This window comes from Inconstantimicrobium porci (assembly GCF_009696465.1).
In the GTDB taxonomy this organism is placed as follows: domain Bacteria; phylum Bacillota; class Clostridia; order Clostridiales; family Clostridiaceae; genus Inconstantimicrobium; species Inconstantimicrobium porci.
On the sequence record NZ_VULX01000007.1, the window covers coordinates 63,538 to 85,886 of the forward strand.

Below are 22,349 nucleotides of genomic sequence, written 5' to 3' on the forward strand. Positions count from 1 at the left end.
ATCAGGTCAGATTACGTTTAGTAATCTGACAGGTGGTTTGGAGGGCCTGCCCTCCATTCTATTAAATTCTTGAGCAGAGCGAAAAGAATTTTAACCTTCATTCTACATTTTACATTCTAAATTCTACATTGTGTGAGCATACAGAATGTAAATATGTATTGATAGAGAGTAGATTTACTCAAATAGAATATTTACTAAAATAATATAGGTGGTGAACCCATGGCAAATAAAGATTATTATGAAGTACTTGGTCTTCAAAAAGGAGCCAGTGATGACGAAATAAAAAAAGCTTTTAGAAAGCTTGCTATAAAATATCATCCTGATAAAAATAAAGGAAATAAAGAAGCAGAAGAAAAGTTCAAAGAGATAAATGAAGCTTATCAGGTTCTATCAGATCCCAAAAAGAAGGCTAATTATGATCAATTCGGTAGTGCTGATGGTGCCGGTTTTGGCGGCGGCTTTGATGGTGGATTTGATTTCTCAGGTATGGGAGGATTTGGCGATATCTTTGATACAATTTTCGGCGGCGGTGGATTCGGCGGTGGAAGTGCTCAGAGAAAAAATGCACCTCAGAGAGGTGACGATTTAGAGTATCGTTTAAATCTTACATTTGAAGAAGCTGTATTTGGCGTTGAAAAAGAAATATCAATTACAAGAAATGAAAACTGTGAAACTTGTAATGGCTCTGGTGCTAAACCAGGAACAAGTCCAAAGACATGCGATAAGTGTCATGGAACAGGTCAGATAAGAATTCAGAGACAGACTGGTCTTGGAAATTTCGTTTCAACTACAACATGTGATAAATGTGGTGGTAAAGGAAAAATTATAGAAACACCATGTCCAACATGTAAAGGCAGGGGCCATGTAAGAAAAAACAGAAAAATAACTATAAAGGTTCCAGCAGGTGTTGATACTGGCAATATGATGCCTTTAAGAGGACAAGGAGAACACGGTGTTAACGGTGGACCAGCAGGAGATTTATATATAAGAATAAATGTTATGCCTTCTAACATATTCAAGAGAAGAGGCTCAGATTTATATATAGATACACATGTAAGCTTTGGAAAAGCAGCTTTAGGTGCTGAAATAACAGTTCCATCAGTAGATGGTGATGTTAAGATAACAGTTCCTCAAGGTACTCAATCAGGTACAATGCTTAGACTTAAGGGTAAGGGTGTTCCTAAGGTTAACTCTGGACAGAGAGGAAATCAGTATGTCAATGTAATAGTTGATACACCAAAGAACCTTAACGAAAAACAGAAAGAAGCTCTAAGGTTATTCATGGAAGCAAGCGGTGAAAAGGTTGAAGTACAGCCACATAAGAAAGGCTTTAAGGATATATTCGGAAAGAAATAAATTGTAGAATAAAGTGCAGATTAACCTGCACTTTTTTTCTTGGTAAAAGATAAGAGATATGAGAGAAGAGAGCAGAGAAAAGGATGAAGCTCCCCGGCGGGAGTTTCGGAAGGTTAAATTGCGTTAAGCAATTTAACAGGAGGTTTGGAGGGATTCCCTCCATTATGTTAAATTCTTGAGCGAAGCGAAAAGAATTTTAACCAAAACTCTGCTCTCTTAGTTCATAACTATTACGTGAATTGAGAAATGATAATTGAAAATTTATGTGTGTCAGTGTAAAATAGATAAATAGTCGAGAATCGATATTGATTGAAAGGATGATTTAAATGGAAGGAACTTGGATAGAAATCAGAGTTATTACTGAAAGTGAGGCTATAGAACCTGTTTCAGGAATATTTTATGGATTAGGATGTGCAAATGTTGCCATTGAAGATCCTAATGATTTCAAAAACACAGAAAAGGGTCCTCTTACATATGACTTTGCAGATATAAACGTACTTGAATATAAGGGAGAGGCAGCAGTAGTAAAAGCATATTTTTCAGAACAAGATAACATAGAAAAGACTGTTGAATACATAAAAGAAAAGCTTCAGGAAATAAAATCAATGGGCATAAACATTGGTGAAGGAAAAGTTGAAACTAATGAAATGCATGAAGAAGACTGGGCAAATACATGGAAGAAATATTATAAACCTACTAAGATCGGAAATAATATTGTTATAAAGCCTATGTGGGAACAATATGAAGCTAGAGATGGTGAACTTGTAGTTGAACTTGACCCAGGAATGGCTTTCGGTACTGGAACACATGAAACAACAAGTATGTGCATCAAGTCACTTGAAAAATATGTAACAAAGGATACTACTGTATTTGATGTTGGTACTGGTTCTGGAATACTTGCAATAGTTGCATCAAAATTAGGTGCAAAGCATGTTGTAGGTGTTGACCTTGATCCTGTTGCGGTGGAATCTGCAAATGAAAATTTAAGACTTAACAATCTTAATAACATAGAAATACTTCATGGAAATCTTCTTGATGTAGTTGAAGGAAAAGCAGATCTTGTTGTTGCAAATATACTTGCAGAAGTGGTATGTATTCTAGTAGATGATGTAAAGAAAGCACTAGATAAAGGTGGAATCTTCATATCATCAGGAATAATACATGACAGAAGACAGATGGTAATAGATAAACTTGAACAAAGCGGATTTGAAGTTGTTGAAGTAAATAAAGATGGAGAATGGAACTGCATTGTGGCTGTAAATTCTTAGTGAAACTGAGCAGAGCGAAAGTTGAACTTAGAATTTAGGCCCATCTTGAAAGCGGAGTCGAGCAAGATGATTCTTCAGTGAATAACGAATAGAGAATAGTGAATAGAAAAAGTAAAAAAATTAGCTGCGCTTTGCTTGTTGATTTTTAATAGTAAGGAGTTTCATCCTTTTCTATTCGTTGTTCACTATTAACTGTTCGCTGGTTCACAGATTATTTTTATTAGAAGTTTAAACTGAGGTTTAATTGAAATTATTAAATGAAAGATGATAAAGGAGTTGTATTACATGCACAAATTCTTTACTGAAATACAGAATTTTCAGGGAGATCAGGCTTTTATATATGGAGATGATGTAAAGCATCTATATAAAGTTCTTAGACTTACTGAGGGTACAGAAGTTATCCTGAATAATTATCAAGGAGAAGAATTCCTTGCTAAGATTGCTGAGATAACTAAAAAAGATGTAAGGCTTGATATAATTAAGAAATTAGATATAAATAATGAAAGCAATATCAAAATAACTCTTTATCAGGGGATGCCTAAAGCATCAAAGATGGATCTTATTGTGCAAAAAGGAACAGAGCTTGGCGTAAATGAAATAATTCCTACAATTACTGAGAGAGTAGATGTGAAACTTAAAGGCGAATTCAAAAAGCTAGATAGACTTCAGAGAATAGCAAATGAAGCCTGTAAGCAGTGTAAGAGAACAATCGTACCGAGAGTTAAAGAACCAATAGAATTTGCAGTACTGATTAATGATATGTCATTATATGATCTTGTAGTTGTACCATATGAAAATGCAGAAAATAAAGGCGTGAAATATCTTGCAGAAAAGTACAGCAATATAGAAAGTGTTGCAATAGTTATTGGACCTGAAGGCGGATTTGAAGAAAGCGAAATAGAAGAACTTAAAAATAATGGAGCTGAGATAGTGACATTAGGAAACAGAATACTTAGGACTGAAACTGCTGGATTCGTATGCAGCACGCTTTTACAATACGAGTTTGGCGATTTAGGAGGAAATTTATAAATGAAAGTAGCATTTTATACATTAGGATGCAGAGTTAATATGTATGAATCAGAAGCTATGACGGAAAAATTCATAAGAGATGGGTATGAAGTTGTAGATTTCAGTGAAAAGGCTGACGTATATGTAATCAATACATGTACAGTTACTAATATGGGTGACAAGAAATCAAGACAGGTTATTGGAAGAGCAAGAAGACTTAATTCAAAGGCTGTAATAGCTGTTGTTGGATGTTATTCACAAATAGCACCAGATGAAGTTAAGGAAATACCAGGAGTAAATGTTGTTCTTGGCACAAGAAATAAGAGCGAAATAATATACTGGGTAAATAAAGCAAGAGATGAAAAAGTTAAAGTTGTGTCTGTAAATCCAGTACTAAAAGACAAGAAATTTGATGACCTTAAGATAGAAGATTATCAGGATAAGACTAGAGCTTTTCTTAAAATACAAGATGGATGTAATAGATTCTGTGCATATTGTCTGATTCCGTATGCTAGGGGAGCAGTATGTTCAAAAGACCATACAAAGGTTATTGAAGAAGTTAGGGAACTTGCAGCTCATGGATTTAAGGAAGTAATACTTTCAGGAATACACATAGCATCATATGGTGTTGATCTAGATGAGAAAATTACTTTAGTTGACATAATAGAAGAAATTGAAAAGATAGATGGCATAGAGAGAATAAGAATAGGTTCAATAGATCCTACATTCTTTACTGATGAAGTAGTTATGAGAATTAAGAAGCTTAAAAAGCTTTGTCCGCACTTCCATCTTTCAATGCAGAGTGGCTGTGATGAAACTTTAAAGAGAATGAACAGAAGATATGATTCAAAGAAGTATGAGGAAATCGTTGGTGTTTTAAGAGATAATATTAAGGATGTTTCTATAACAACAGATGTAATAGTAGGATTCCCAGGAGAAACTGATGAGGAATTTAATAAGACTTATGAATTCTTAAAGAGAATAAAACTTACTAAGACGCATGTATTTAAGTATTCTCCAAGAGAAGGAACAAAAGCTGCTTCAATGGATAATCAGATAGATGGAAACAAAAAAGAAGAAAGAAGTAAGCTTCTTATAGAATTAAGCAATAAAAATGAACAGGAATTCATGAGAAAGTTCCTAGGACATAATATGAGTGTTCTATTTGAACAGGAATGTAATCATAAGCCTGGATATTTTGAAGGTTATACAAGCAATTATATGAAGGTATTAGTACCATTTGACTGTGATTCAGTAGTAGGAAAGATTCTTGATGTTAAGCTTGATGATGTTGAAGGCGAAAATATAATAGGAAAAATGGAATAAAAATGATATAATTATTATATACATTCTACATTGTTAGTTTGGTGAGGAGGTGAAAAAATGTCAGACTGTATCTTTTGTAAAATAGTAAATAATGAGATTCCGTCTAAAAAAGTTTATGAAGACGATAAGGTACTAGCGTTCTATGACATTAGTCCAGAAGCACCAGTGCATATAGTTGTTATCCCTAAGGAACACATACAAAGTGCAAATGAATTAGATGATAATAATGTTTATATTGTTTCTCATATATTTATGGTTATAAAAAAAATAGCTAAGGAATTAGGAATTGCAGAAAAAGGCTACAGAGTAGTTAATAACTGCGGAGAGGATGGAGGACAATCAGTTCATCATCTTCATTTTCATGTACTTGGAGGAAGAAGTTTTAAGTGGCCTCCAGGCTAAAAAATAATTATAATATAGCAAGAACGAAATTAAATATGCAATTTGATATTCTAACCAAAATTGTAATTAATGAATTTCATCAGGTTCTTGACAGCTTGAAAATTACTAGTGTATAATAATTGATGTGTTATTAAGCCCACAGCTGTGATTTATATCAATCGTGGAATTATCGCTAGCGGAGGGAGGGAAGAGAAGATGTCAGAAATAAAAGTTGGAGAAAACGAATCACTTGATAGTGCATTAAGAAGATTTAAAAGAAAGTGCGCAAGAGCAGGGGTTCTTTCAGAAGTTAGAAAGAGAGAACACTACGAAAAGCCAAGTGTGAAGAAAAAGAAGAAATCAGAAGCAGCTAGAAAAAGAAAATTCAAATAGTCTAAATATTTGAAAGAAGGTAAAGTAATGCCAACAATAAAAGAAAGATTGCAAAAGGATTGGATTGCTGCAATGAAGGCTAAAGACAAAGTCAAAGCCAATTCATTAAGTACATTCAAATCTGCAGTATTATTGGTGGAAAAGACTAATAATGTTAAGCTTGATGATGAGCAAGTAATAGAGATTTTATCAAAGGAAGTTAAACAGAGAAGAGAATCTGTTATTGAATTCCAGAAAGGTAATAGACAAGACTTAGTTGATGCAACAAACGCAGAAATTGAATTATTGTTAGAATACCTTCCTCAACAATTAAGCGAAGAAGAAATCAAAAATATTGTTAAATCAGCAGCCGATTCCATTGGTGCTAATGGCATGAAAGATATGGGAAAAGTTATGGCAGCAGTAAAGCCGCAAATAGTAGGCAGAGCTGATGGCAAACTTGTTAGTCAAATTGTTAAAGAATATTTAAATAAATAGGAGATCCCCTACGGGGCTCCTTTTTTTATTTTTAGGACACTATCTATTGATTTGGATAGTGTCCCTTTTTATTTTGTAGATTCTATTTAATGGAGAATTCCCCTCTAAGCTTCCTATGATGTTATTACAATTAGAACTGCGCTTTAGAGAAGTTCTTTACTCAACTGTTCGTTGTTCTCTGGTCATTTTTCGTTTACACGGCTTCAGCATAAACTTAAAAGATAAATTATATTCTATGATTTAAATTTGTATCATAAATTAAAGTGAAAGCATTTTTGTATTAGGAGTAAGTTTTATGAGTTCACCATTTTTAAAATTGAGAAGCGGCATAGAGGGTAAGCTTGACGTGCCGACAGATCTTGCAAAGGATCTCCCAAGGATACAGATAATGGGCAATGAGGAAATAAGCATAGAGAATCATGAAGGTATAGTTGGTTTTGAAAAGGATAAGGTGGAAGTCAAGATTAAAAAAGGTAAAGTAATAATCAATGGCGTAAATCTTGAGATTTTATTTATGGGAGGCGAAACGCTGACAATTGGAGGAAAGTTTAGATCAGTAGTGTATGAGGAGGGAAATAAGAAAAATGAAGACTGATTTAATGAATTATGGCAGACTTGATGTAAGGGTAATGCTCTTTAATCCTGAACGAATAGTTAATATTCTCTGGAACAAAGGTATAGTAGTAGAAAACGTAAAAAGAAGAGATATAATAACTATTACTATGACGGTAAAATACAACGATTATGATGAGGTATGTAAAGTAGTCAAAGAATTAAAGGGACAGGTAGAAGTGATTAATAGAAGTCCTTTTGTGGTATGGGCTATGAAAATTAAAAATAGGTTTTCATATGTTATTGGAGCAGTTGTGTTTATATGCATAATATATTTTTTGTCAGGGTTCGTATGGGGGGTGAAGGTTGAAGATAATAAATTTCTTTCTCCTTACGAGATAAGAAAATGTATTTATAGTTTAGGAATTAAGCCTGGGATAAGGAAAAACAAAGTTAATGTTACAACACTTGAAAAAGATATAGAAAGAGCCAATGATAATGTAATGTGGGTAAAAGCGAGAATTGAGGGATCCGTACTTAAAGTCACAGTTAAAGAAAAGGTTAATCCCCCTAAGCTTACTGGTAATGAAAATACTGACGGTACTATACATCCTATTGTGGCAAAAATGGACGGTGAGATTGTTAAGATATACTGCAGTGCAGGTAGTGCCGCAGTACAGAGGGGAGATTTTGTTAAAAAAGGTGATGTGCTTATAGAAGGTGTACAGGGTAAGGATGAATATCAGGTGGAGGTACAGCCAGAAGGTACAGCAATAGCAAAAACATTTGAAGAGAAGAGTGCTGAGATCCAGGTAAGCGGAAATGAACTTAAAAGAACAGGTGAAGTTTATAAAGATATTTATGTAGAAATCATGGGCAGAAAAATTTATATTAAAAAATGTGATAAAACATTTAAAGATTATGATAAAATAGAAAATAAAAGAAAACTTATCACAGAAGTCGATTATTATCCTAAAAAAGAAGTTGAGATAAGTGAGTCTAAAGATAATTTAATAAATAAAAAAGTAGATGAACTTGAAAAAAGTGTACAGGAAAATATTGAGAGGAGCGATAAAATAGTCGATAAAATAATTAATCAAAAAGATATAGGAAGTGGAAAAATAAGACTAAATGTAGTTTTTGTTATAGAGAGGAATATTGCTGTTAAAGAATAGACAATTTAACAAAGAAGGTGAAATAATGAACAAAAGGATTAGTGTACTAAAAGAAAAATCGAAGATAATAATTTTGTTTCTTCTTACTTTTGTTACTACTTACGTTATATTGATGACATGTGTTGTAACTAAAAAATATGATCTTAAGGTAGGAGATATAGCAAAATCAGATATAAAGGCATCAAGGGAAATTGTTGATGAAAAGGCTACCCAGGCAGCTAAAAAAGATGCTGAAAATAAAGTTGATAAACAGTATACATTAAAATCTGATATGCAGAAAACAGCAGAAGATAATATAAAATCATTTTTTAATAAAGTTATCAGTATAAAGGAGTCAAGTCTTTTAGATGATCAGAAAATGACTGAGATAGCTAAGATTGATATCATAAAACTAGATAAGGAAGGCTATGCATCTCTTCTTGCAAGTGATAAATCATCTCTCTTATCAATGCAGTCTGTACTTATTGAGGCTATGGGGAAGGCATATGCAACTCCTATAGAAGAAAATAAACAGAGCGATATAGAATCGGCTAAGCTTATAGTTGATGGTAAAATATCATCGCTTGATTATAGCAGGGCACTTAAGGAAACGTTAAAGAGCATAGCGTATTCACAGATTAAGCCTAATTTCTTTTATGATAAAGAAAAGACAGAAGAAAAGGCAAAGGAAGCATCTAAGAATACAGCAACAGTACTTATAAAGAAGAACCAGACTATTGTTAAAGATGGTGAACCTATAACTCAAGAACAAATCGAACTATTAAAATCAATGGGACTTCTTAATGATTCAAAATTTGATTTCCTTATGTATATAGCACTTGCAGCATTTGTGCTTATTATACTTGGGCTTCAGTATATGTATATATATAGGAATGATAAGAAGACATATGAAGATGTAAAAATGTTGATGCTTATAAGTGTTATCAATATTTTATCGCTTGTTCTTGCCAGAGTAATGGCAATAATATCGCCATTTTTAATACCATTTGCATTTGCGCCTATGCTTATGAAAATGCTTGTAAATCATAAAGCATCAATGATTATTGGAATTTATAATCTAATGTTTATAGCTATAGCAGTAAACTTTGATTCTGAAGTAATAGTTATTGGAATGCTAAGCATTATTTTGGGTTCTACACTTTTAAATAAGATTCAGCAGAGAAATGACATACTTTATGCAAGTGTATATATGGCATTTATTAACGCAGCAGTAAGTCTTTCATATGGAATAATAATATCTAATAATAATATGGAAACTCTTATTAAATGTGGAACTGCAGCGACAGGATGTATAATAGCAGGAGTACTTGCCATAGGACTGCTTCCATTCTTTGAAAATACATTTGATATAGTTACTAATGTAAAGCTCTTAGAACTATCAAATCCCAATAATCCTCTGCTTAAGAAAATTCTTATGGAGGCACCTGGCACATATCATCACAGTGTACTTGTGGCAAACCTTGCAGAAATGGCAGCCGAAGAAGTTGGAGCTAATGCCACACTTGCTAGAATAGGAGCCTACTATCATGATGTAGGAAAAACGGTAAGACCTGTATTCTTCAAGGAGAATCAGGTAGGGCATGAAAATCCTCATGATAATATAGCACCTAGTTTATCAGCGCTTATAATCACATCACATGTAAAAGATGGTGTTGAGCTTGCTGAAAAGAATAAAATGCCTCAGAGCATTGTGGATATAATTGCACAGCATCATGGAACAACGCTTGTAAAATACTTTTATGTGACTGCAAAAAATAGTGCAGAAGATCCAGACAGCATAAAGGAAGAGGATTATAGATATATGGGGCCTATTCCTTCAAGCAAAGAAGCAGGAATAATCATGATGGCTGATTCAGTTGAAGCAGCAGTAAGGTCTATACAGGAGCCTACTGAAGAAAAAATCAAGAATATGGTAGAAAATATTGTAAAGGATAAGCTTCAGAGCGGTCAGCTTGATAATTGCGATCTTACTATTAGAGATATTTCAAGGATTAAGAAATGCTTCTTAAAAGCTTTGAATGGTATATACCATCAAAGAATAGAGTACCCTAAAGAAAAGATACACAAGGAGACAATAGAAAATGATTTATGCAGACAATAGACAAGATAAAATAGAAGTAACAGATGAATTAAAAGACATATTGTTCAGAACAATAGAATTTGCACTAAAAGAAGAAGAAGTACATGAAAATTGTGAAATAAGCTTATTATTTGTTGATAATGAAGAAATACGAGAAATTAATAAAGAAAACAGAGGAATAGATAGAGCGACTGATGTGCTTTCATTTCCTATGCTAGATTATGAAGATAAAAAGGTATACAAGGAAATGTATAAGGACTTTAAGTTTGATGCAACATATCTAGATGGAGAAAATCTTGTACTTGGTGATATAGTACTTTCGCTTGAAAAAGCAATGGAACAGAGCAAAGAATTTAACCATTCATTCTTTAGAGAAGCAGCATACCTTGTTGTTCACTCAGTACTTCACCTTCTAGGATATGACCACATAGAAGAGGAAGACAAGAAAAGAATGAGACCAAGAGAAGAAGAAATCCTAAAAGCAATGGAACTCACTAGAGAAGACTAATATCTGACCTGAAGTTACAATACACGTAAATATGTTTTTCGGAAGGTTAATGTAGATTGTATATTGTATAATGCATAATGAAGGACAAAACTCATCTCTTATTTTGAAACTCCTATAGGAGTTTCATCCTAAATTATAAATTATACAATATAAACTATACATTATTAAGGGGTGATTTTATGAAGGTAAGAAAACTAGTAGACAGCTTTAATTATGCTATAAATGGAATACTTGATACATTGAGGACACAGAGGAATATGAAGATTCATTTTGCCGCCACAGTTTTTGTGCTTATTGCCTGTCTGTTCTTTGATATATCAAAGATTGAATTCCTTGTATTGGCAATTACTATTTCTATGGTTATTGCGGCAGAAATAATAAATACTGCTATAGAAAGTGTTGTTGACTTGACAGCAAACTATTATCATCCGCTTGCAAAAACAGCAAAGAATGCAGCAGCTGGTGCTGTACTTGTAACAGCAGTTAATGCCATAGTTGTTGGATACATAATATTCTGGGATAAATTTACTAGCGCTACATTTATAGTGCTCGGAAAAATAAGAAGATCGGAACCTTACACAATATTTATAGCTATAGTTCTTGTAATAATTATCACTATTATAGTAAAAGCCTATTTTGGAGAAGGTACTCCGCTGAAGGGTGGAATGCCTTCAGGACATAGTGCATTGTCTTTTTCACTTGCTACAGCCATAGCACTTATTACTGAAGAACCTATATGTATAATCCTTAGTTACCTGATGGCAATAATAACGGCCCAGAGTAGAGTTGATTCTGAAGTCCATTCTATATGGGAAGTAATTATAGGAGCTATTTTTGGCACACTTCTTACCCTGCTTATATTCAAATTGTTCGAGCCATAATTAAAAATAGTTGTAATTATAAATTTTAATGTTATAATTTATTTACGTTTATAATGGAGGTATGGTAACATGAAAGAAGAACTTATAAAAGCAGCTATAGAGGCAAGAGAAAGTGCATACGCACCATATTCTAATTTTAAAGTTGGTGCAGCAATTCTTATGGAAGATGGGTCTATATATACTGGATGTAATATAGAAAATGCTTCATTTGGTGCTACAAACTGTGCTGAAAGAACAGCTATATTTAAGGCAGTTTCAGAAGGAAAACATGTAATTAAAGAATTGGCGGTAATCGGAGATACTAATAGCTATACTTATCCATGTGGAATATGTAGGCAGGTAATTACTGAGTTTGCTGATAGTGCAGACATGAAAATATATATAATAAAAAATGAAAATGATTATCTTGAAAAGACACTTGGAGAAATAATGCCTGGATTCTTTACCAAGAAGGATTTAGATGAAAATAAGGAGAATAAATAATGTTTAAGTCAGGGTTTGTATCAATTGTAGGAAGACCTAATGTAGGAAAATCCACTTTATTGAACTTAATGATGGGACAGAAACTTGCAATAGTTTCAAGTAAACCTCAGACAACAAGAAAGAATATGCAGACAATACTTACAACAAATGATTACCAGATGATATTTGTTGATACACCAGGTATACATAAACCAAAGCATAAGCTTGGAGAATATATGGTTTCATCAGCTAAAGATAGCTTTAAGGATGTTGATCTTATACTATTTTTAACTACCACAGAAGATGGCCTTGAAAGAGGAGATGCTCAGATAATTGAATCATTAAAGAGCGCAAAGGCACCAGTATTTTTAGTGCTTAACAAGACGGACGAAAGCACTCCTGAAAAGGTGGCAGAAACTCTTCAGAAATATGCTGAGGAAATGGATTTTACGGAGATTATACCTATTTCAGCTCTAAAATCAAGAAATACAGATACATTGATAGATTTAATGGTTAAGTATATGCCTGAAGGTCCAAAGTATTATCCAGAAGAGATGATAACAGATGTTCAAGAAAGATTTATAGTTTCTGAAATAGTAAGAGAAAAAGCATTAAGAAATCTTAATCAGGAAGTTCCACATGGAATAGCAGTTGAAGTTATTCAGATGAAACAAAATGATAAAGGAATGTATAATATAGAAGTAGATTTAATATGTGAAAAATCTTCACATAAAGGAATCATTATCGGAAAAAATGGTCAGACATTAAAGAGAATTGGTGAAAGAGCAAGAATTGATATAGAAAAGATGCTTGATGCCAAGGTGAACCTTAAAATATGGGTCAAGGTTAGAAAGGAATGGAGAGACAACACTCTATTCCTTAATGAACTTGGATATAAGAAGCAGAAGTAACAGGGGGTGATACTCTGGCACTGTTAAAGACAAACGGAGTTATAATTAAAACGAGGGATTATAAAGAAAATGATAAGCTCGTCTGGATTTTCAGTGAGTCTCAGGGTAAGATAACAGCAATAGCTAAAGGTGCTAAAAAGAGCAGGAGTAAGCTATTCACATGTACTCTTGCTTTATCATATGGGGAGTATGTCCTTTTTCAGGGAAAAAACCTCTATACGCTTCAGGAAGGCAAAATCAATAATTCCTTCCAGGGACTTATGGGTAACTTGGAGAAGCTTACATATTCATCTTATATATGTGAGCTTATTGATATATGTCTTGAAGAAGGTGAAAAAAATGAACAACTGTATAAAGACTTTATAACATGTTTATACTTATTAAATACAGATGCGTTGGATTACGAGATATTGATAAGATCCTTTGAATTAAGAGTTATGAAAGCTACAGGTTATGGACTAAATTTCGATAATTGTGTTATGTGTAAGCAAAAGATTAGTACTTCTAATTATATGAATCTGACATATTATGGCGGAGTGTGTGACAAGTGTGAAAAAGTTCATGGCATAAATATTTCAAGAGCAGCTTATAGTGCATTGAAATTTCTCAATCATACATCCATGGATAAAGTATACAGATTGACACTTACTAAAGAGATAAAAAAAGAAGTTGAGAAAATTAATACAATGATAATATCTTCAAATTATTCTAAAAAGCCTAAAAGCTTAGAAATGTTAAAATATATTAAGGAGTGAGTTTAATGAGCGAAATAACACTAGAAAAAGTTGATATGGTAAAGGACAGAATGTATGTTACTTATGCTGAAGCTAAGGAAGCCCTTGAAAAGAATGATGGTGATGTTCTTGACGCTATAGTATATTTAGAGCAGAAAATTAAGGCTGAAAGCGTAGATAACAATGAAAGCGCTGAAGAGGTAAGAGAAACATGCGAAACTGTTGATGATTTCAAGGTTTGGATTAAAGATTTAATCAATAAGGGTAACGTCAACAGAATAAAGATAAAGAAAGATGACAAGGTTCTTATAGATATTCCTGTTAATGCTGGAATTGCAGCTGGTGTTATAGCAGCAGTTATTCCACAGCTTCTTGTTATAGGAGTAATTACAGCAGTAGCAACTAAGCTTACAATAGAAATCACAAAAGATGATGGAACAGTTGAAGTTGTCAACAAGGTTGTTAAAGATGTAGCCGAAGATGTTTCCAAGAAAACAAAGGATATCGTAAATAGTGTAAAGAAAAAAGCTGGAATAGTAAAATCTACAATGGAAAATGGAAAGAGTGCTCATAGAGAAGAAAACTCTGATCATATTTATTCATATACAGTTAAGTTTGATGAAGAAAAGTAGTATTCTATAGATATTGGAATATATTTCTGGAAAAACTAGCTGGACACAAAAAAATTAATGGATTTGTTTGATTTTTCAGAAAATTCAGCATAGTAAAACTATAAGTGGTGATATATAATTAACTCATAGATTATATATCATCATTTATACTCTATATTCAGTGAAAAGAGGAGATAAATTTGAAGTTAACACCTAGGCAGGAAGAAATAATAAAACTAGTTAAGGAAAAGCAACCAATAACTAGTGAGGAATTGGCATCTAAGGTAGGCGTTACAAGGGCCGCATTAAGACCAGATCTCGCAATACTTACTATGATAGGAGTATTGGATGCTAGACCTAAAGTGGGATATATTTATGTTGATAAACCTTCTCAAGGTATAGTAAATGATTATATATCTGGAATTAAGGTGCATGATATAATGTCAAAGCCATCTTTTGTAAAAGAAGATGTAACTGTATATGATGCAATAGTTTTATTATTCTTGAACGATGTTGGAACTTTATTTGTTGTAGATGATGAACAGCATTTGATTGGAGCAGTTTCCAGAAAAGATTTTTTAAAAATAGCTATGGGTGGTACAGACATTCATAGAGTGCCTGTTGGCATAATAATGACAAGAATGCCTAATATAGTAACAGTAAATGAAAATGACAGCGCAGTAGATGTAGCTAAAAAAATAATGACTCATGAAATTGATTCAATTCCTGTAGTTGAAAGGGTATCAAGTACAGATGATAAAGAACAATTAAAAATAATAGGAAAAGTTTCAAAAACTAATATAACTAGGTTATTTTTGAAGCTTAGCAATAATAAGAATAATATATAATTTAATATTGGTTTGAATTTGGTAAAAAGGTTTTAAAAAATTATGGTTTTTCATATTTCGTTATTTATTATTTATAAATAACACTTTACTTGAATAAAATACTAATAACTTAAAAGCTATTTGAAGTTTCTTCAGATAACTATGGTCAACTGGGTAATAACAAAGCTTGCTTTGTTTTTATAAAATCTATCAAAGTATAGGAATTAAGATTCCTTTACTTTATGATGGGTATATTTCAATCTAGTTTTGAACGGAGGAGTATTGAGATGGAAAGTAAAAAATATGTATACCTTTTCAAAGAGGGTAATGCATCTATGAGAAATCTGCTTGGAGGAAAGGGTGCCAACTTAGCAGAAATGACTAACTTGGGTATTCCAGTTCCACAAGGATTTACAGTTACAACTGAAGCTTGTAATAGGTATCATGATGATGGCGGTAAAATAGCCCCTGAAATTATGGAAGAAATTTTAGAAAAACTTAGCCAATTAGAAGAGATTACAGGAAAGAAATTTGGAAATAACGAAGATCCACTTCTTGTATCAGTAAGATCTGGAGCAAGAGTTTCAATGCCAGGTATGATGGATACAATATTAAATCTAGGTATGAATGATGTATCAGTTCAGGCAGTTGCTAAGCTTACAAACAATCCAAGATTTGCATATGATTCATATCGTAGATTTATTCAAATGTTCTCTGATGTTGTTATGGGTATTGATAAGAGATTATTTGAAGATAAAATAGATGATATAAAACAGGAAAAGGGCATTAAATATGATAACGAACTTACTACTGAAGATTTACAGAGGTTAGTTAGCGAATTTAAGGAAGTATATAAGAAAGAGCAAGGTGTTGATTTTCCACAAGACCCAAAGGATCAGCTTGTTGAAGCAATAGAAGCAGTATTTAAGTCATGGGATAATCCTAGAGCGATAGTATATAGAAGACTTAATGATATACCTGGAACTTGGGGAACTGCTGTAAACGTTCAACAAATGGTGTTTGGTAATAAGGGTGATACATCTGGTACAGGAGTTGCATTCTCAAGAAACCCAGCTACAGGCGAAAAGAAGATTTATGGTGAATACTTAATGAATGCACAAGGTGAAGATGTTGTTGCAGGAATAAGAACACCACAGCCAATAGCAAAGCTAGCTGGACAGAATCCAACTTTATATAAACAATTTGAAGGAATAGTAAATACTCTTGAAAAACATTACAAAGATATGCAGGATATGGAGTTTACTATAGAAGAAGGAAAACTTTATTTCTTACAGACTAGAAATGGTAAGAGAACAGCTCAGGCTGCATTAAAAGTTGCTACAGATTTAGTTGATGAAGGAATGTTAACTAAGGAAGAAGCAATATTAAAGGTTGAGCCAAAGCAGCTTGATTCTTTACTACACCCTACATTCTCTGCAGAGGATTTAAAGAAAGCAGAGTTAATTGCAAAAGGACTTCCAGCATCTCCAGGAGCTGCTTGTGGTAAGATTGCTTTCACTGCTGATGAAGCTAAGGAAAGAGCAAACAATGGCGAGAAGGTTGTTCTTGTAAGACTTGAAACATCACCAGAAGATATTGAAGGTATGATTGCGGCACAAGGTATACTTACTGTAAGAGGTGGTATGACTTCTCATGCAGCAGTTGTTGCCAGAGGAATGGGAACTTGCTGTGTAGCAGGATGTGGAGAACTTAGAGTCAGTGATGAGAAGAGAACAGTAGAAGTAAATGGGAAGGTTTACGGAGCGGAAGACTGGATCTCAATTGATGGTTCAACTGGAAATGTTTATGCAGGGGCTGTAAAGACTGTTCTTCCAGAAATATCAGGACATTTTGCAACATTCATGTCTTGGGCTGATAAGATTAGAAAACTTCAAGTAAGAACAAATGCAGATACACCAAGAGATGCTAAACAGGCAGTTACTTTTGGTGCAGAAGGTGTAGGACTTTGCAGAACTGAGCACATGTTTTTTGCCGAAGATAGAATTAAAGCAGTAAGAGAAATGATAGTTTCTAAGACTGTAGAACAGAGAGAAAAAGCATTAGCTAAGATATTACCAATGCAGAAACAGGATTTTATAGGTATATATGAGGCACTTGAAGGAAGACCAGTTACTATAAGATTCCTTGATCCACCACTACATGAATTCTTACCAACTGCTGAAGAAGATATCAGGAATTTAGCAGCTGAGATGAATTTAACTTTCGATGAATTAAAAGCAACTATAGATGAACTTCATGAGTTTAACCCTATGATGGGTCACAGAGGATGCCGTCTTGCAGTGTCTTATCCAGAAATTGCAAAAATGCAGACTAGAGCAGTAATTGAAGCTGCTATAGATGTTAGAAATAATAAGGGATATAATATAATTCCTGAAATTATGATTCCACTTGTTGGAGAAATAAAGGAATTACAATATGTAAAGAAAAAAGTAGTTGATACTGTTAACGAAGTTATGAAAGAGAACAATGTTAAGTTTGATTATCATATAGGTACAATGATAGAAATACCAAGAGCAGCAATAACTGCAGATGAAATTGCTAAGGAAGCTGAATTCTTCTCATTTGGTACTAATGATTTAACTCAGATGACATTCGGATTCTCTAGAGATGATGCAGCTAAGTTCTTAAAGGATTACTATGAGAAGAAGATTTACGAACAGGATCCATTTGCTAAACTTGATCAGAAAGGTGTTGGCCAGTTAATCAAGATAGCAGCTGAAAAAGGAAGAACAACAAGACCAGATATTCATCTTGGGATATGTGGAGAACATGGTGGAGATCCATCATCAATTGAGTTCTGTCATAGAATAGGACTTAATTATGTATCTTGTTCACCATTCAGAGTACCAGCAGCAAGACTTGCAGCTGCTCAGGCTCAGGTAAACTTCCCAAGAGAATAAAATAAAAAAGCTTCCAGGCGTTAGAACCTGGGAGCTTTTTTAGATTAGAGATAAGAAATAAGAGAGAAGAGAAAAGAATGAAACTACTCTGCGGGAGTTTCAAGATAAACCCTTTGAAATGCTAAATTACCGCGTAATAAAAAATGTGGAATTGTGTACAGCAATCCCACAGGAGGTTTGGAGGATGTGCCTCCATTATTTAAAATTCATAAACGAAGTGCATGAATTTTATCCTTTTCTCATATCTCTGCTAAAGATTGAACTCTGATGTTAGTGAAGTCATGAATTGCAGCTGGTATTTGCATTGCAGATTGGCTTTTGTCAGCAGGTTGCAGAAAGCATATTTGTTGGCTTTATTTATATTGTTATAATAGTCTCTTGATAGTCGCCAGTATTTTTGTGGGAAGATTATATATGCAAAAATGTACGCAATATCATCAGCACTAAGATGATTAATAAGGTTATATTCATAAAGGCATCTTTTTGTTATATCCAGATTCCATTTAGTATTCTCACGTTTTAACAGTCTTCTTAAGAAATAGCTTATATCAGTAGCTGAAAAGTTCATACTACATTTATCAAAGTCAATAAGGCATATTTCATTGTCGTTATTTATAAGGATATTTTTATTTACATAATCACCGTGGCAGATTGAACGGCTAAGATTATCAAGGTTAATGTTGTGGCTTAAGTTTAAGCATTTATTAACAAGAGACATGTTGTCTTTAAATGTTGACATGAAAATTTTTGAAAAATCATCATTAATAGTAGATGCCTTGTTATAGCACTCAGTAAGCTGTTTGCCATGCTTATTTAAGGATATGTATAGATTGTCATATCCTGTTTTCATCAGGCTACCATCTATAGGAAAGAAGTCTTTCGTTACACTGTGAAGTTTTGCAAGATTTTTGGAGGCTTTTATGACATCATCAAAATTATCGTAGCTGAATTTTGTCCCTTCAAGCCATGGAGTAAAAATAAAAAGCATATTTTTGTATTCTATAAATCTTTTATTATCTTTTGAAGGAAGAAATCTTGCAACTTTAATTTCATTTCTGTAAAGCCATTCTACTACAGAATATATAAAAAGCAGTGTGTTTTCGTTATAATATACTTTTTTCAAACAATAAACTGAATTATCAAGTGCTGTAACTTTATATACTGCACGCTGTTTATCTGTGTTTTTGATTTTTATTTGTTCAATGGAGGCATTTTTGCAGTTAAATTGTGGAAGAATGTTATTGATGATTTCATCTTCTGATAAGTTAAACTTTTGTATGTTTGATGTGGACATAGATCTAACTCCCTTCATAAGTAACTTATTAATATAACATATTAAATTAAAAAGATTAATATACTTAAAATTATAAATAAGTATTTATTTTATGAATTTTAAATTTAAAGGATTTTTGTGCTAAACATAGAATAATATATATAGGAGGTGTATATATGAATATAAGGGAAAGAAATCAAAGTTATGAAGATTTGACATTGATTAATCAGGCTAAATTCTCAAAAGACACCTTGGGCAGGAAGTGCCACGAATTAGAAGATGATATACGTACAGTATTCATGGTTGATAGAGATAGAATCATTCATAGCAAGTCATTTAGAAGATTGAAACATAAAACCCAGGTCTTTATTCAAACATCCAGTGATCACTATAGGACACGATTAACACATACTATTGAAGTATCCCAGATAGCAAGAACCATAGCAGTAGGAATAGGATTAAATGAATATTTATGTGAGGCAATTGCTATGGGACATGATCTTGGACATGCAGCCTTTGCACATGTTGGAGAAGCAGTTATTAACGATTTTCTTCCCGGAGGATTTAAACATAGCGAGCAGAGTGTAAGAGTAGTCTCAAAACTTGAAAAGGGTGGAAAAGGGCTGAATCTGACTGCAGAAGTTATTGATGGTATCTTAAAACATAGTGGACTTAACGACACCAATAATATCCCTATAACTTTGGAAGGACAGGTTGTCAGATATAGTGACAAGATAGCCTATGTAAATCATGATATTGATGATTCAATTAGGGCAGGTTTGCTAACAGAAGAACAAATTCCTAAGCATTTAATTGATGAGCTTGGAAACAGTAATAGTGAAAGAATAAATACATTAGTACATGACATAGTAAATAATACAGTTAAAAATATAGAGAGAGGAAATAATAAAGTGTCTTTAAGTGATAAAAAAACTCAAGCATTACTAGAATTACGATCTTTTATGTTTAAAAATATTTATTTGGGAAATGTTTTAAAAGATGAAAGGAAAAAAGCTGGATTTATTGTAGAAAATATGTTACAGTATTATTTCGGCAATCCTGAGAAGATGCCGGTTATGTACAGAAACATAGCAGATGAAGAAGGCAAAGAAAGAGCTGTAGCTGATTACATAGCAGGTATGAGTGATGATTACTGTTTAAGTACGTTTAACAGGATATATATTCCTAAAACCATTGTGTATTGACATTTGTAATAAATAGATTAATTACTAAAATTATGAATAAATATTATTATAATAGTAAAAACTACTTACGAAAATTAACAAACAAATAATATGATAATATTTACTTGTATAAAATGTACGAATTTTAATTTTTTTAAAGGAATTTATCATTTAGTGTCGAATATATAATGAATTGTGAAAAAAAATAGATAAGGTGGGGATTTCTTATTGCAAATTCCAGAAGAAGTCATTGAAAGAATTAAACAAGAAAATGATATTGTAGATGTAGTTTCTGAAAGTGTAAAACTTAAAAAAGCAGGCCGTAATTATTCAGGACTATGTCCATTTCATCATGAGAAAACACCTTCGTTCAGTGTTTCTCCGGATAAGCAGATATATAAATGCTTTGGCTGCGGGGAAGCTGGAAATGTAATATCCTTTGTGATGAAAGTAAGGAATCTTGGATTTATTGATGCAGTAAAGTATTTAGCAGACAGGGTTAACATAGAACTTGATTTCAATAATGGAAAAAATAACAAGTATCATGAAAGAAAAGATGCTATGTACAAGATAAATACTGATGCTGCGAGATTTTTCTTTGCAAACCTTAGAAATAATACAGAAGCTAAGGAATATTTCATGAGAAGGGGAATAAACCAGAGCACTATAAATAGGTTTGGTTTAGGATTTTCTAAGAATGATTGGAAAACCTTGCTTATACATTTAAGAAAAAAAGGGTATAATGATAAGGCAATAATTGATGCAGGACTCGCTATTAAAAGTGAAAAAGGGACTGTTTACGACAGATTCAGAAACAGAGTGATGTTCCCTGTATTTGATTATAAAGGCAAGGTAATTGGTTTTGGCGGCAGAGTCCTTGATGACTCAAAGCCTAAGTATCTAAATTCTCCAGAAACTCTTGTTTTTAATAAGGGTACCAATCTTTATGGCCTTAATTTTGCAGTAAAGAATGGTATGGCGGAAAGATATTTTATCATGGTAGAAGGATATATGGATTGTATTTCGCTTCATCAGTATGGAATTACTAACGCAGTTGCATCTCTTGGTACAGCACTTACTGAAAATCAGGCAAAACTTATGAAGAGGTATGCCGATAAAGTTATAATTTCATACGATGCAGATTTAGCTGGACAGAAAGCGACATTAAGAGGACTTGATATTCTTAGAAAATCAGGTTTCGATGTCAGGGTACTTACTGTTCCACAGGGTAAAGATCCAGATGAATTCATTAGAAGTAATGGCAGGGAGGCATTCTTAAAGCTTATTGATAATGCGGTAAGCCTTATTGATTACAAGCTTGGGAAAGCTAAAAAAGGTATTGATTTTCATAATAATGAAATGATAATACGCTATGGTGAGAGAGTTACAGAAATATTAGCAGACCTTAATCCTGTTGAGAAGGATGTTTATATCAAAAAGATATCTGAAGAGACGGGTTTAAGAGAGCAATCAATATATGATATGATCTCAGATAAAATTACTAGAAATACAGAAAGCATCGAAGATGTTAATTATGAACAGAAAGAAAGTCAGAAATCGTATATTGAACCTGCTTATATTAAGGCAGAGAGAAGTATATTGAAGATTATGATGGATGATTCATATTTCAAGATGATTTCAGAAAATATAAGTGCAGAAGATTTCGCTATGGAATCTCATAAAGAATTGTATGAACTTATAAGGACACTTAAGGAAAAGAATGATGAAAATCTACAGAGTAAAATAGAGTTGAAGTGCCAGAATCCTGAAATTCTGAAAGAATGGATTTCTATTAAGGAACTTGTACTTGTTGTCAATGAACGTGAAGTAGCTTCAGAGATTAATGATTATATCTATCAAATTAAGAAATTCAAGCTTGAGGAGCAGCGAAAGAATATTATGAATGATATTAAAAACTGTGAGCGAAGAAATTTATTTGAAGAATCATTAAAGCTTATTAAGACTAAGAAGGAAATTGACAAGAAGCTTAAAGAACTTGAAAGAGACTAAGGATATGGCGG

The 22,349-nt window shown here is 33.0% G+C and carries 21 protein-coding genes; 20 read left to right on the plus strand and 1 reads right to left on the minus strand.

The annotated features are described in order from the left end of the window. The first annotated feature begins 219 nt into the window (after positions 1–219). The 18 genes from dnaJ to ppdK all read left to right on the plus strand — a co-directional run bounded on the left by dnaJ (position 220) and on the right by ppdK (position 17,871). Positions 220–1,356: a molecular chaperone DnaJ gene (gene dnaJ / locus FYJ33_RS06865; RefSeq protein ID WP_154531007.1), complete on the plus strand. Its 1,137-nt coding sequence runs from the start codon at positions 220–222 to the stop codon at positions 1,354–1,356. A gap of 326 nt (positions 1,357–1,682) precedes the next feature. Next, positions 1,683–2,624 (plus strand): 50S ribosomal protein L11 methyltransferase, encoded by a 942-nt coding sequence (gene prmA / locus FYJ33_RS06870; RefSeq protein WP_154531008.1) that lies wholly within the window; start codon positions 1,683–1,685, stop codon positions 2,622–2,624. 285 nt (positions 2,625–2,909) lie between these two features. After that, complete coding sequence (locus tag FYJ33_RS06875) at positions 2,910–3,653, plus strand: 16S rRNA (uracil(1498)-N(3))-methyltransferase (RefSeq protein ID WP_154531009.1); 744 nt, start codon at positions 2,910–2,912, stop codon at positions 3,651–3,653. Next, complete coding sequence (mtaB, locus tag FYJ33_RS06880) at positions 3,654–4,958, plus strand: tRNA (N(6)-L-threonylcarbamoyladenosine(37)-C(2))-methylthiotransferase MtaB (protein WP_154531010.1); 1,305 nt, start codon at positions 3,654–3,656, stop codon at positions 4,956–4,958. A 57-nt stretch (positions 4,959–5,015) separates the two neighbouring features. Further along, the gene (locus FYJ33_RS06885; protein ID WP_154531011.1) at positions 5,016–5,360 is read left to right on the plus strand and encodes a histidine triad nucleotide-binding protein; all 345 of its coding nucleotides are present in this window, start codon (positions 5,016–5,018) and stop codon (positions 5,358–5,360) included. A gap of 195 nt (positions 5,361–5,555) precedes the next feature. Further along, positions 5,556–5,732: a 30S ribosomal protein S21 gene (gene rpsU / locus FYJ33_RS06890; RefSeq protein WP_027637964.1), complete on the plus strand. Its 177-nt coding sequence runs from the start codon at positions 5,556–5,558 to the stop codon at positions 5,730–5,732. Between the two features lie 27 nt (positions 5,733–5,759). After that, a complete protein-coding gene (locus FYJ33_RS06895; protein WP_154531051.1) occupies positions 5,760–6,209 on the plus strand; it encodes a GatB/YqeY domain-containing protein in 450 nt (149 codons plus the stop codon). Between the two features lie 295 nt (positions 6,210–6,504). After that, positions 6,505–6,804, plus strand: coding sequence for a sporulation protein YqfC (yqfC, locus tag FYJ33_RS06900; protein ID WP_154531012.1), 300 nt, complete (start codon positions 6,505–6,507; stop codon positions 6,802–6,804). Next, positions 6,794–7,936, plus strand: a complete 1,143-nt coding sequence (gene yqfD, locus FYJ33_RS06905) for a sporulation protein YqfD (protein WP_206046633.1) — start codon at positions 6,794–6,796, stop codon at positions 7,934–7,936. Before yqfC ends, yqfD begins: the two co-directional genes overlap by 11 nt. 25 nt (positions 7,937–7,961) lie before the next feature. Then, complete coding sequence (locus tag FYJ33_RS06910) at positions 7,962–10,037, plus strand: HD family phosphohydrolase (protein ID WP_154531014.1); 2,076 nt, start codon at positions 7,962–7,964, stop codon at positions 10,035–10,037. Continuing rightward, positions 10,018–10,524, plus strand: a complete 507-nt coding sequence (gene ybeY / locus FYJ33_RS06915) for an rRNA maturation RNase YbeY (RefSeq protein ID WP_154531015.1) — start codon at positions 10,018–10,020, stop codon at positions 10,522–10,524. The genes FYJ33_RS06910 and ybeY overlap by 20 nt, the downstream gene beginning before the upstream one ends. A 179-nt stretch (positions 10,525–10,703) precedes the next feature. After that, positions 10,704–11,405 (plus strand): diacylglycerol kinase, encoded by a 702-nt coding sequence (locus FYJ33_RS06920; RefSeq protein WP_154531016.1) that lies wholly within the window; start codon positions 10,704–10,706, stop codon positions 11,403–11,405. A gap of 69 nt (positions 11,406–11,474) precedes the next feature. Then, on the plus strand, positions 11,475–11,888 hold the full coding sequence (locus FYJ33_RS06925; RefSeq protein WP_154531017.1) for a cytidine deaminase: 414 nt from the start codon (positions 11,475–11,477) through the stop codon (positions 11,886–11,888). Further along, complete coding sequence (era, locus tag FYJ33_RS06930; RefSeq protein ID WP_154531018.1) at positions 11,888–12,778, plus strand: GTPase Era; 891 nt, start codon at positions 11,888–11,890, stop codon at positions 12,776–12,778. Before FYJ33_RS06925 ends, era begins: the two co-directional genes overlap by 1 nt. A gap of 14 nt (positions 12,779–12,792) precedes the next feature. Next, positions 12,793–13,533, plus strand: coding sequence for a DNA repair protein RecO (gene recO / locus FYJ33_RS06935; protein WP_154531019.1), 741 nt, complete (start codon positions 12,793–12,795; stop codon positions 13,531–13,533). 5 nt (positions 13,534–13,538) lie between these two features. Continuing rightward, entirely contained in the window at positions 13,539–14,144 is a 606-nt protein-coding gene (locus tag FYJ33_RS06940; RefSeq protein WP_154531020.1) for a DUF4342 domain-containing protein, read from the plus strand. A gap of 179 nt (positions 14,145–14,323) precedes the next feature. Beyond that, positions 14,324–14,971 (plus strand): helix-turn-helix transcriptional regulator, encoded by a 648-nt coding sequence (locus tag FYJ33_RS06945; protein WP_154531021.1) that lies wholly within the window; start codon positions 14,324–14,326, stop codon positions 14,969–14,971. Positions 14,972–15,237: 266 nt separating this feature from the next. Continuing rightward, positions 15,238–17,871, plus strand: coding sequence for a pyruvate, phosphate dikinase (ppdK, locus tag FYJ33_RS06950; RefSeq protein WP_154531022.1), 2,634 nt, complete (start codon positions 15,238–15,240; stop codon positions 17,869–17,871). 250 nt (positions 17,872–18,121) lie between these two features. Here the strand turns inward: ppdK and FYJ33_RS06955 are convergent, their stop codons facing one another. Then, positions 18,122–19,165 carry a CotS family spore coat protein gene (locus tag FYJ33_RS06955; RefSeq protein WP_154531023.1) on the minus strand — a complete coding sequence of 348 codons (1,044 nt, stop codon included), beginning with the start codon at positions 19,163–19,165 and terminating at the stop codon, positions 18,122–18,124. Between the two features lie 155 nt (positions 19,166–19,320). Here FYJ33_RS06955 and FYJ33_RS06960 point away from each other — a divergent pair, with 155 nt between their 5' ends. Together FYJ33_RS06960 and dnaG are read left to right on the plus strand one after the other, a co-directional pair. Next, entirely contained in the window at positions 19,321–20,349 is a 1,029-nt protein-coding gene (locus FYJ33_RS06960) for a deoxyguanosinetriphosphate triphosphohydrolase (protein ID WP_154531024.1), read from the plus strand. Between the two features lie 207 nt (positions 20,350–20,556). Beyond that, positions 20,557–22,338, plus strand: a complete 1,782-nt coding sequence (dnaG, locus tag FYJ33_RS06965) for a DNA primase (protein ID WP_154531025.1) — start codon at positions 20,557–20,559, stop codon at positions 22,336–22,338. The last annotated feature ends 11 nt before the right edge of the window (positions 22,339–22,349 follow it).